The organism is Pontibacter sp. E15-1 (assembly GCF_022601975.1).
GTDB lineage: Bacteria > Bacteroidota > Bacteroidia > Cytophagales > Hymenobacteraceae > Pontibacter.
In genome coordinates this window covers 89,174-101,780 of record NZ_JAKVIR010000001.1, presented here as the reverse complement: position 1 = coordinate 101,780, position 12,607 = coordinate 89,174, and the positions used below count along the sequence as shown (strand labels likewise).

8 protein-coding genes are annotated in these 12,607 nt (G+C 48.1%); 7 read left to right on the top strand and 1 reads right to left on the bottom strand.

Features of this window, described 5'->3' with window-relative positions:
- The first annotated feature begins 14 nt into the window (after window positions 1–14).
- The 3 genes from MKJ04_RS00405 to MKJ04_RS00395 all read left to right on the top strand — a co-directional run bounded on the left by MKJ04_RS00405 (window position 15) and on the right by MKJ04_RS00395 (window position 4,855).
- On the top strand, window positions 15–1,646 hold the full coding sequence (locus tag MKJ04_RS00405) for a RagB/SusD family nutrient uptake outer membrane protein (RefSeq protein WP_241638202.1): 1,632 nt from the start codon (window positions 15–17) through the stop codon (window positions 1,644–1,646).
- 61 nt (window positions 1,647–1,707) lie between these two features.
- Window positions 1,708–3,210, top strand: coding sequence for a hypothetical protein (locus tag MKJ04_RS00400; protein WP_241638200.1), 1,503 nt, complete (start codon window positions 1,708–1,710; stop codon window positions 3,208–3,210).
- Between the two features lie 94 nt (window positions 3,211–3,304).
- Window positions 3,305–4,855, top strand: coding sequence for an alpha-L-fucosidase (locus tag MKJ04_RS00395; RefSeq protein ID WP_241638198.1), 1,551 nt, complete (start codon window positions 3,305–3,307; stop codon window positions 4,853–4,855).
- Window positions 4,856–5,067: 212 nt separating this feature from the next.
- Here MKJ04_RS00395 and MKJ04_RS00390 read toward each other — a convergent pair whose 3' ends face one another.
- Window positions 5,068–5,316, bottom strand: a complete 249-nt coding sequence (locus tag MKJ04_RS00390) for a hypothetical protein (protein WP_241638197.1) — start codon at window positions 5,314–5,316, stop codon at window positions 5,068–5,070.
- A gap of 777 nt (window positions 5,317–6,093) precedes the next feature.
- Between MKJ04_RS00390 and MKJ04_RS00385 the strand changes: the two genes are divergently transcribed.
- The 4 genes from MKJ04_RS00385 to MKJ04_RS00370 all read left to right on the top strand — a co-directional run bounded on the left by MKJ04_RS00385 (window position 6,094) and on the right by MKJ04_RS00370 (window position 12,477).
- Complete coding sequence (locus MKJ04_RS00385) at window positions 6,094–7,611, top strand: potassium/proton antiporter (protein ID WP_241638195.1); 1,518 nt, start codon at window positions 6,094–6,096, stop codon at window positions 7,609–7,611.
- A 411-nt stretch (window positions 7,612–8,022) separates the two neighbouring features.
- Window positions 8,023–9,738, top strand: a complete 1,716-nt coding sequence (locus tag MKJ04_RS00380; RefSeq protein ID WP_241638193.1) for a hypothetical protein — start codon at window positions 8,023–8,025, stop codon at window positions 9,736–9,738.
- Between the two features lie 5 nt (window positions 9,739–9,743).
- Window positions 9,744–11,228, top strand: a complete 1,485-nt coding sequence (locus MKJ04_RS00375; RefSeq protein WP_241638191.1) for a mannitol dehydrogenase family protein — start codon at window positions 9,744–9,746, stop codon at window positions 11,226–11,228.
- Window positions 11,229–11,370: 142 nt separating this feature from the next.
- Window positions 11,371–12,477, top strand: coding sequence for a DUF6920 family protein (locus MKJ04_RS00370; RefSeq protein WP_241638189.1), 1,107 nt, complete (start codon window positions 11,371–11,373; stop codon window positions 12,475–12,477).
- Window positions 12,478–12,607: the final 130 nt, after the last annotated feature.

Below are 12,607 nucleotides of genomic sequence, written 5' to 3'. Positions count from 1 at the left end.
AGACGGAATCTATTATGAAAAATATAAGCAAACTCTTTTTGTGTGCCGGCCTGTTGTTTTTGAACACAGGTTGCGAAACAGACGATTTCCTGGACAAGGTGAACCCGAATGCCCTGAATGCCGACTCCTTTTGGAAGGACGCAGACCAGGTGGGGCAGGGGCTTATCGCCACGTATGCCGCCCTGCAGTTTCAGGGGGTGATGGGCGCCACCGCAACCACAGAGTTGCCGGTGCGCTCAGACCTGGGCCGCCCAAACAACTGGAACGCCAACGCCAGGTCGCTCAACACACTGACATTCAATGATAACACCGGCGTTGTGAAGCAGAAATGGGATAGCGCTTACGAAGGCGTTTATCGGGCCAACCAGGTGCTGGAGCATCTGGGCGTAATCCAGGATGTGGAGCAGCGGCAGACTGTGGAGGCCCAGGCAAGGTTCCTGCGCGGATTCTTTTACTACATTCTTTACCAGGGGTATAATGGCGGCAGCGTGATTCTGCATACGTCTACCCCAAAAGTGAAGGAGGATTTCAGCAAGTCGCCTGCTCCGAAAGAGGATGTCTTCCAGCTGATTTTGGAAGACTTTGAGTATGCCGAGGCCCATCTTCCCAAAACCTGGAACGCAAACAACGTGGGCAGAGCCACCTGGGGAGCAGCCAGCGCGATGCTCGGGAAGCTGTGGATCAATGAGGGGGAGTATGAGAAAGCCAAAGGCTACTTCAAAGCCGTCATCGACCGCCCTGACCTCTACTCCCTGACCCCGGACATCGGGTGGAACTTTGACGAAGAGCATGAGTTTAACGCCGAGTCAATATTTGAGGTGCCTTTTTCAGCCACTGCCAAGTCGGGCAACATCTATGGAGCCAACGACGGGCCTATCGGGTCTGAGGGCACGAACCGGAACTATACCCTGGGGTCAACCACAGGGGGAGGCTTCCGCGTCATCATGCCATCCTATTGGGTAACCATGCTTTTCAAGGAAGACCCCATGGACCCTACCGATCCGCGGTATGAGGCGGATGATGTGTACTCGCTCAGAACATCCGCGTCTATTGCCATTGCAAACGACCTGGGCTCTACCTTATACCAAAAGCCGTCTGACAAGGGGGGGGAGTATAATAATCGCGAGGCATCTTACCTGAAGAAGTACCAGAATTGGAAAATGGAGCGTGAGCCCCTGACGATGAACTCGGGCATCAACGAGCGGGTGATCCGGCTGGCAGAAGTTTACCTGCTTTATGCTGAGACGTTGCTGCAAACCGGTGGCAGCGTTTCGGAGGCACTAGCGCTTGTGAACCAGATCCGCGACCGCGCCGGCGTGGTAGAGCTGGAGGCGGCAGCCTACGACGCAACCGCACTGATGGAGCACATTATGTGGGTGGAGCAACCGCTGGAGCTGATGTTTGAGGGCCACGACCTGCGCTGGGAAAGCCTGAGACGATGGGGCAAGATTAAAGAGCAGTACAGCAGGCTGGCGGCCATGAAGTTCACGCTGGACGGGCAGAACATCCGGTGGTACCAACCCGGTGATGAAGGGAAGTTCTTTGTGGTGCAGGAGTTTGTGGAAGCCGCGCAGGACTATAACCCCGCCCTGCACGATTACTTCCCGATACCGGTAACCGAGCAGCTAACCAACCCAAATCTTTAGGCAAACACAAGGTAAGTGGCTCAGTCCAATGCATTTGGTAAAACAATAAACGTTGAAGAATATGAAAAATAACCTATATAAAATAGCGGCGCTCCTGTTACTGGCAATGGGTATAAATGCCTGCGAGAAAGAATACGAAGTGCCGGGCGGCAGTTTTGCCGACCCTGTGGTGTCGCGCAGCAAGGCCACCTTGCAGGTAGGCGACTTCAGCTCTTTCGCTGACCTGTCGCAGGGTGTGAAAGAGAGAAGGTGGAGCCTGCCGGAAGGAGCCGAGGTGATGAACGACAACAACGACACCACTTCGGTTAAGGATGTCATACATGTCAAGTTCAACAAAACAGGCATTCAGAAGGTCCGTCTCAAAGCTACGTTTGCCGGCTCAGAAACTGTGCTGGACACCACCTTCAGCATCACGGTGCTGGATACCATCACCACCAACATCGGGTATACCACCTCGAAGGCGGGTGCCGAAAGCGGCGCGTACAACCCGGCTACCGGCAAAATCACGATTGAGGCGGGTAACCTAGTGTACTACAAAGATGCCAGCACGGGCAAACCGGACACACGGGTATGGAAGTTTTCGGGCGGATCGCCGGAGGCAGCCGGAACCGCACCGGGCGATAGCACCGTGGCCGTGCTCTACAAGAAGCTGGGCACCTACGACGTGCAGCTGATCACGTCTCGCCTGAGCCCGTTCGGGCGGCCGGACACCGTGTTGCTAAAGGGTTTTGTGGAGGTGATCCCATCCACCGAACCCGTAGCGATCATCAAGGTGGCCGAGACCGAAGGTGGCGTGGTGCAGGTGTTCTTTAGCAGAGAGGTGGATGCGGGCACGCTGGCAAATGCCGCCAGCGCCTTGTCGCTTCAGGTAGATGGCCAGCCTGCTGCCCTCGCAAAGGTGGCCGTGGACGCAAACGACGCCAGTATCCTCAACATAACCCCTTCCGCAAACATCAAGAACAGCCAGAAGGCCACCCTTGCCTATACTGACGGGGCCATCTCCTCCACAGACGGATACACGATCGATGACTTCGGCCCGATGGAAGTGGCGGTTTTCAAGAAGAACCTCTTCCCATACGGCACTTTCGAGAGCGGCACGCTTGGCCCTAACTGGGCTGGCCCCACAGGGGGAAACCCTGCGGGAGTAGTCGTTGTACTGTCCACCCAGAACGCATTTAAGGGAGCCTACAGCCTGAAAATGACAGCGCCCAATAGCCCTCAAAACAACTATGTGCTGCAATCCGCTGTCGTGCCGACGGCCCTGGAGGCGGGCAAGACCTACGTGTTGGAGTATAGCTACAAATTTGTCGGGAACTGGGCTGGCGGCGAGTGGACGTTCAGGCTGCAGCCCGGGGCCGCCTGGTCGGATGCGCTGAAGATGTGGAACGGCAACTGCTGCGGGTCCGAGCTGGATGGCCAGTGGCACACCAAGCGGCAGGTCCTGAACACGACCACCGAGGGATGGGCCGATTTCAAACTGCATTACCAGATGATCGGATCAAATGACGGAAGCCCATACATCATGTACCTGGACGAGATCATGATTTACGAAAATGAGTCCTGAGTGAGGGGCCTCTTGCCGGGCTGCGCTACACAGGAGTCCGGCAAGAGGCCATTTAGGAGTGGAAGTAGAGAGATTTTAATCATAAAGAAAGAAAATGAAGCCAAAATACATCGGTGTGATCCTGGCGCTATTCCTGGCGATGGGAGCATACATCATCATAGCGCAAGGCAGCACGAAGAACGCTGCAAGCAAGCCAGATAAAGCAGCAGCCAGCTATACCCCCGACTGGGACTCGCTGCGGAAATACGAAACGCCGGAGTGGTTCCGAGACGCGAAGCTCGGGATATTCATCCATTGGGGGCCGTACAGTGTGCCGGCTTACGGAAGTGAGTGGTACCCGCGCAACATGTACCAGGATTCGGTGGTATGGGGCGGCGACGGCAAGGTGATGCAGAAAGAGCCATCCGGCATTTACAAGTACCATGTGGAGAAGCATGGCCAGCCAGGCAAATTCGGGTATAAAGACTTTATACCCATGTTCAAGGCCGAGAAGTTTAACCCCGACGAGTGGGTGCGCATCTTTCAGGATGCCGGTGCGAAGTATATCGTGCCCGTGGCAGAGCACCACGACTCTTTTGCCATGTATGCCTCGAAGGTAACCCGCTGGAACGCGAAGGACATGGGCCCCAAGCGAGACGTTTTGGGCGAGCTGGTGAAGGCAGGGAAGAAAAAGGGCCTGAAAGTCGGTGCCTCTTCGCACCTGGCCTTTAACTGGGACTACTTTAACCACAAGCCTGAGTTTGACACCTCAGACCCCGCGTACGCTGATTTGTATGGAAGGGCGCACGTGCCGTATACCCCCGCCGACAGCCAGTTCCTGGAGATGTGGTGGGCCAGAACGAAAGACATCATCGACAACTACCAGCCGGACATCCTCTGGTTTGATTTTGTGCTCGATAGAGCAGAGTATCGGCCATACCACCCTAAACTGGCGGCTTATTACTACAACAAAGGCCTGGAGTGGGGCAAGGAAGTGGTGCTGCAGAACAAAAACTTCGGCGGTTTCGAGTCATACCCTCCGGGCACCAACGTGCTGGACCTTGAAAGAGGAAAGATGTCTGACATCAACGCGTACCCTTGGCAGACAGACACGTCCATCGGGAAGAACTCCTGGAGCCACGTTACCAACTGGGACTCCAAAACGCCGAACACCATCGTGGACGACCTGATCGACATCGTGAGCAAAAACGGTAACCTGCTGCTGAACGTGGGCCCGAAAGCTGACGGCACCATACCTGAGGATCAGAAGCTTGTTCTGAAGGAGATTGGCAACTGGCTAAAAACGAACGGGGCGGCCATCTATGGCACCCGACCGTGGGTAATCTTCGGGGAGGGCCCAACAGAGGTGGCCACTGGCCATCATACAGAGGGCAAAAACAAGGAGCTGACCAGCGATGACTTCCGGTTCACCAAAAAAGGCGATACTGTTTACGCCATTGCCATGGACTTCAGCAAAGACGGTTCGTACAAGATCACCTCGTTTGGCAGCAAGAGCAAGTACCTGGCAGGAAGCAAAATCAAGCAGGTGAAAATGCTGGGCTCCTCCGCAAAAGTAGACTGGAAACAGACCAGCGAGGGGCTGGTGATCAAAACGCCTGACGTGCCGCAAGGCAAGTATGCATGCGCATTTAGCATCTCTATGTAAATTCCACATCCAGGCCCGTTCCAAAGTGTTCGGGCCTGGTTTTTTTAGTGCTTTGCCCGCCGGGTATGTATAGGCAGGGCTGAATAATTTCCTTGTTTTCTACAGGTCGCAACCACAGGGCAGCCGGCAAACTTTACGTCATCAAGTATGCGCAGCCTTTTAGAGTATGCTTAAATTTTAACTTTCTGTTTTTCAGTCAGTTCGGTTTAATATCACCCGGCAGTTGTGCCACAAGGCCCAGTTTTGGGCACTTTCAGGCGTTTTTCGTGGTCCTTGCCGAGCCTGCGGAAGAAGCTGAACATGCCGAAAGCCCGCTCGGTGACCCACCGCCATCTGACCGGCACAAAGCCCGCGGCGCCTGGCTGCTTGGAACGGATCTCCAGCTCCACGCCCAGCAGGTTCTCGCCCACCCACTCCATGAACACCTTCTCGTAGGCCACATCGGCCAGTGTCGTCTCCATGCGGTGCAGGTACCCTTTGGGGCCACTGCCCGCCCACCCGGAGCATGTAAAAAATAGCGTTGCCTATAACCCGCAAGTAGTGTTTGCGTTTCCTTTCTACAGACAGCGATGCCTTCACCACTGCCCATTGCGGGTCAGTAAGTCTCTCATACTGAGATTCCATAAACTTGAATTTTTCGTCACATTTAACTTACGGATTGACTCGCTCTTTTTTACCCTATCACAAATTCAAACATGCTATTAACTCAGGCAGTTGTATGTGATTTAATTACGCGTGCTACCTCCATACATAGTGCAGACAGAAGGAACAGAATACTCCTGTTTGCAATGAGGTGTAACTTATCTAAAATTATACATGGGTAAGGAATACACAACCTTGCAACCAACAAGGAAAGACAGGGTCATAAGTAGGACAGCTATTGTATAAGTTTAGCTGTTAGAATTTTATGTTTGTCATTATAAATACCTAACCCATACTTATGAAAAGAATACAACCATTCTTCGCTATTTTACTTTTATTTCTTATTACCTACCATGCTTTGGTCCCCAAACTAAAGAACAAGGAGACAGTAGCTGTGGAAATTGAAGTGAAACAATAAAACTTGCTACAACCACATCTTTATTATAGCTACACCACGGCAAAGCCAAGTACGTTTGCTGCCATGCTGCCCGCCCCCACTTTAAATTAATATGGTATGGTTGATAACACAGAAAAAACAATAGAACTATTTGACGGGTTTCTTAACAATAAATAGTTTTTTTATATAAAAATAAAGAATGGATTTAACGATTGAAAACATACTATTAGTTGGCTCTATCTTGCTTTTTATTAGCATTATCGTAGGTAAGACAACTTATAAATTTGGAGTACCGACTTTAATACTCTTTTTGGCTATCGGAATGTTGGCAGGTTCTGATGGTATAGGCGGCATCCACTTTGATGACCCAAAAATAGCCCAACTCATCGGTGTTGTTTCACTAAACTTTATTTTGTTTTCAGGGGGGCTCGATACCGATTGGAAGTCCATAAAACCCATTCTCAAAGAAGGACTTGTTCTATCAACCTTAGGCGTTTTACTGACAGCCCTTTCACTCGGGACATTTGTTTGGTTTATTACCGATTTTACCATTTATGAAAGTATGCTTTTAGGCGCAATCGTTTCATCTACTGACGCAGCCGCCGTGTTCTCAATTTTGCGTTCAAAGAGCCTCTCACTGAAAACAAATCTGAGACCGACATTAGAGTTAGAAAGTGGAAGTAACGATCCAATGGCCTATGTGCTAACTATTGCCTTTTTGACTTTAGTAATCAACCAAGATCGAAGCATTGTTTCCATTGTCCCCTTATTTTTTCAGCAAATGATTTTGGGGGCCATTGCAGGCTTTGTATTCGGAATTCTTAGTAAATACATCATCAACAAAATCAAACTTGACTTTGAGGGGTTATACCCTGTTTTGGTTATTGCGCTGATGTTCATCACATTTTCGACTACTGATTTTTTCGGTGGCAACGGCTTTCTTGCCATATACATTTGTGCGGTGTACTTAGGAAATCAGGACCTTATACACAAGAAAACCATTTTGAAAATGTATGATGGTTTGGCTTGGCTGATGCAAATTGTCTTGTTCCTTACGCTAGGCCTACTAGTTTTCCCATCCCAAATAATTCCATATATCGGCATTGGACTGCTTATTTCGTTGTTCCTGATCTTAGTTGCTCGCCCTATAAGCGTTTTTCTCAGCTTGATCTTTTTCAAAATGAAACTAAGAAGACGGTTGTATATTTCCTGGGTGGGGTTACGTGGTGCTGTTCCGATTGTATTTGCCACGTACCCACTCTTGGCGGGAATTGAAAAAGCAAATATGATTTTCAATATCGTATTTTTTATTTCAGTAACATCAATCCTAATTCAGGGGACAACGTTGTCAATCTTTGCAAAATGGCTAAAAGTGGCCCTGCCTGAAAAACTAAAAAAGATTACCGAAATAGATAAATTCATTTTAGATCTGCCAAAATCTTCTCTGCAAGAATTTAAGATTTTGCCCGACTTTTTTGCCGTAAACAAAAGAATTGTTGATTTGAATTTTCCAAAATCCGCATTTATTATCATGATAAAGCGTGATAAAGAATACATTCGCCCAGGTGGTTCTACCGAAATTAAAGCAAACGATACGTTAATGGTGCTTGCAGATAAAAAGGAAGATTATACAGAAGTAAAAGAATGCCTTTACAAGCCAAACAATATAAAAAAACACCAACCAGGCAACGTCAAAAGTGAAGGCACAACCGAGTAGAATACCCCGCCAGCGTTAGCTGCTAGGGTGCGCCGCTCGCACCACCATACGTATGGGTTGCGTATACGGCGGTTCACGAAAGCTTAGCCGCCCCTTTCACCAGCCATACCTCCGAAGCGCATACGGCTCGTTTTCTAGCGGCACCAGGCGAACCACCTTGCTGTTAGCTAGCATGCTTTACCAGCTTACCCGTAAAGAGACTTGTACCCTCTTGAATAATTTAATACCTTCAGTATCAGGTGCTCCTGCTAGGCGCACACAAGCTCTTTTATATAAGCCATACCTCGTCTGCGCCTCGTTCGCCCTGTAAATAAGACTTCGTGGTGCATCAAATCATTACGTTTTCAAAATTAAGCGCAGCTCTTACATCAAAACTTTATAAGAATTTAACTTCCAACGCCAGGTTAAAATATGAAAACGACCAACGATTTTCAACAACTTGAAGACCTTGACGAAGAACAATTGCCAATTGCCAAGTATAAGTTGCATGATTGGACTCATTTTGCAGGACTGTATGCTGCCGAGCATGTCGCCGCGACCGAGTTTGTTATTGGGGCGACATTTGTCGCGCTGGGTGCCAAGACAATGGATATTTTGTTGGGGTTACTGATTGGCAATGTCCTGGCCGTCCTCAGCTGGACACTGATTACGTCACCTATTGCAGTCGACACACGGCTTAGCCTCTATACCTATCTCAATAAGATCGCCGGCGACTCGATGACCAAGCTTTACAACTGGGCGAATGTTGTCATCTTTTCAGTCATATCCGCTGCCATGATCACGGTATCGGCCACGGCGGTTCGTTTTGCATTTGACATACCTGCCCAACTAAACTGGTACCCCACAAATCTTTGGTTTGTTTTGATTGTATTTGGTGTCGGTGTAGTGGTAGTTTCTATCGCGATTTATGGGTTTAATGCCGTTTCTGAATTTTCCGGAATCTGTGCTCCCTGGTTGTTCGCCATGTTTACCAGCGGGGCTATGGTGCTTTTGCCCGCACTATCCCTGGCAGTTTTAGGCAAGCCATTGCCAGCCGGATGGAATGATTTTATAGCGTTGGGCGATCAATCCATATGGACAGGGATCGACAGTAACGGCCAACCGGGCATCGGGTTAGTTGAGGTGATCGGTTTCGCCTGGGCCGCCAACACCATTACGCACTTCGGCCTTATAGACATGGCGCTTTTGCGTTTCGCGAAAAAGAAGATTTACGGGCTGGCCACAAGTACCGGAATGATGTTCGGGCACTATGTCGCCTGGATTGCAGCGGGTATTATGGGAGCCGGGGCTGCCGTAATACTAGGGAAATCCATAGTGGAACTCGATCCAGGCGACGTTGCCTACTATGCCCTGGGCTGGTCTGGATTTGTGATCGTGATCGTAGCGGGCTGGACCACAGCCATTACGAACCTTTATAGGGCAGGATTAGCTGCGCAGGCCATCTTCTACAACCACTCGCGCATGAAAACTACCCTCACGGTTGGGTTGGTCACAATAGCGATAGCATGTTTCCCGTTCGTGTTTTCCCAAATACTGCCCCTGTTGACGTATGCCGGCCTGATAGTGGTTCCTGTAGGCGCGATTGTCTTCGCCGAGCATCAAATTTTCCCCAGAATAGGGTATACCCGTTATTGGGCGACTTACCGCGAATTGACGTTTAACACACCCGCTGTGGCTTCATGGGCTTTGGGCTTGATATTCGGGTTTGGGTTGAACGCGCTTAATGCGATGTCTTTCTTTTATTTGTTTATCCCCACCTGGGTTTTCACCATCCTTGTCTATACATTCCTGGCAGCACGCTATGGTGCTAAAAAAGAATACCCTATAGCCGAGGAACAGGAATCAATGCGGAACGAAAATATCGCCAGGTTTCAAGAGCAAAAAGCCAAACTAGAGGACAAGCATATAAAAGATCACTCCCTTTTCTCACGGGTGCTTAAAAGCATCTCGATTATGGCGCTTATCATCATTTTAGTATTGGCCAGTATAGTACTATTTGGCAGTTCTGATGAAAACATGTACTTGCAAAATCGTGAGCAATTTTACCGGTACGCCTTTATCTGTACGATTGTCTATTTCGTTGCTGCCTATTGGGTTCTGCAACGGGGAAAACACAAAAAAGCATAATTACTATGGAAAACACGTTGCAACTAAATCAACAGAATCTGAACCAAATTGCCGCCCGCATTCCATGTCCTGCTTACCCCAGAAATGAGCTAAAGGCAGGTATGGTGCATATTGGTGTCGGCGGTTTTCACCGGGCGCACCAGGCGTTTTATACCCATAAGCTTCAGGAAAAATTGAATGCTCCTGCATGGGGCATCTGCGGTATAGGGTTGCGCGAAGGCGATAGAAAAATGCACGACGTTCTTAAAATGCAAGACGGTCTTTATACCCTTATCGTGAAGCACCCTGATGGAACGATAGCGCCACAGATTATAGGCTCGATTACCGATTTCTTGCTGGGGGTGGATGATCCTATGTTCGTCATAGCGCGTATGGCCGACTCTGCTACCAAAATCGTTTCGCTCACCATTACCGAAGGAGGCTATAATTTCAACCCTTCGACAGGGGAATTTGACTTCGGGAACCCTGATACTCAACACGATTTAAAAAATCCTGACAGCCCTAAAACGGTATATGGGTTTTTAACGGCCGCTCTAAAGAAACGGCGTGATGCAGGGCTAAAGGCATTCACCGTATTGTCTTGCGATAATATTCAGCACAACGGCGATGTAACGCGTGCTATGTTATTATCATTTGCAAAGGAACAGAATGCAGCATTGGCTACCTGGATTGAACGAGAGGTATGTTTCCCGAATAGTATGGTTGACCGCATAACGCCTGTCACCACCCAAGCGGATATAGCTTACGTAGCGGAAACATACGGAATAGAGGACGCGTGGCCGGTAACCTGTGAGCCATTCATACAATGGGTCGTGGAGGACAAATTTTCCGATGGGCGACCCGAATTCGAAAAGGTAGGGGTGCAGTTTGTTCCCGATGTGAAGCCCTATGAGAAAATGAAACTCCGGCTGCTTAACGCGGGCCATTCTGTGTTGGGTATTTTGGGCGCGCTACACGGGCACAAAACCATTAATGCCTGTATGGAAGACAAAACGTTCGTTACTTACCTGAGAGCGTTTATGGATAAAGAGGCCACCCCGGTCTTGGATGAGGTGAAAGGGATTGATCTGACAGCATACAAAGACAGTCTGGAGGCGCGCTTTGCCAATCCTAACATAAAGGACAGCGTTAGCCGCATTTGTTCGGAAAGTTCTGCCAAGTTGCCCAAATTTTTGATCGCGACCCTTCAGGAAAATTTAGCCGCAGATAAAAGCATTGAGTATGCAACATTGGTCATGGCTGCCTGGTGCTACTACAGTGATAAGCAAACCGATAAAAATGGACAGCCCCTCGAAATTATCGATGCCCTGAGTACCGAGCTTTACGAAGCGGCGAAACAGACCATAACAGACCCGCTGGCCTTTATCAAACAGCAGTCTCTTTTTGGTGATCTTGCTAAAAACGAGCGCTTTGCGGAGTTGTATGGAGCTATGGTTCAGAAAATATATGCGGATGCCAATATCAAAAAGCATATGCAGGAGATGCTTTAGTGATCTGGAATGGGCGATCTAAGGTTTGTTTGCAAAAGGTACAGAAGCTCGAAGCTAACCTGCCAACTCTACTCCACGCATTCTGCAGATAAGCCGAATAGCCTTCCGCTTATACCCTAGGCGGCCTCAAGCAAAAGGAACAATGCGAATAGCTTTCATAACAGTAATTGGATTACACGGAATTATCCATTTGTTCGGGTTTCTAAAAGCATTTGGTTTATCGGAGTTTAATGCCATTTCTGAACCGATTTCCAAACCGTTTGGAATAATATGGTTGTTGACTTTTATCTTGTTTGCTGTTGTCGTATTTCTTTTGTCAATCCAGTCTCACTATTGGTGGAAAATCGGAAGTGTGGGCGTTATTATTTCACAGTTTTTAATCCTAAACTATTGGAGTGATGCCAAATTCGGGACAATTGTAAATTTGATTATTTTCGTTTCAATAGTACTCGCGTATTTAACTTTCCGCTTTAAGAGCAAAGTGAGTGATGAAACAGCAAAAATGTTTGAGAATTCAAACACGATAGAGACGTACATCCTCACGGAGAAAATGATTTCGGGCTTACCGGCAGTAGTGCAGAAATGGTTATTGAATAGCGGAACAATTGGTAAAGAAGCGGTTTGCAATATTTATATAGAGCAAGACTTACAAATGTTGATGAAACCGGAGCAAAAAGATTGGAGCAACGCCAAAGCTAAACAGTATTTCACAATTGAACCGCCTGCTTTTAATTGGTCTGTAAATCTAAAAATGAATCCATTGTTAGATGTGGTCGGGAGAGACAAATTTGAAAATGGGCAAGGAGAAATGACAATAAAGCTGTTTTCGCTCTTCCCGATTGCAAATGCTAAAAACAATCAAAAGGTAAATCAAGCAACATTGCAGCGATATTTAGCCGAAATAGTATGGTTTCCTTCTTCGGCTTTAAGCCATTATATCTCTTGGGAAACAATTGATGAATATTCCGCCAAAGCAACAATGGAATATAGAGGAACAAAAGGTTCAGGTGTTTTCCACTTTGACGAAACCGGCAATTTTAAAAAATTCGTGGCAATGCGATATAAAGATGCAAATGATACCGAAGCTACGGAATGGACGGTTACCGCAAACAAAACCGAAGAGCGGAATGGTATAAAAATTCCTGTGGAATTGAAAGCGGAATGGAAATTAGAGAATCATAATTGGACGTGGTTAAAACTAAAAATTACAGCTATTAAATACAACCTGCGAAAAATGCCAGAAGCCTGACTAAGGATAAAAATGATAGCGGTTTAATCGCTATAACTAAAGTAGTGCTTTGCCAAATTAGAAATTAAGAATTAGAAATAAGGCATAAAATCCGGTTCTATTCAGCTAAAAACAAACGCTAACTCTGGTA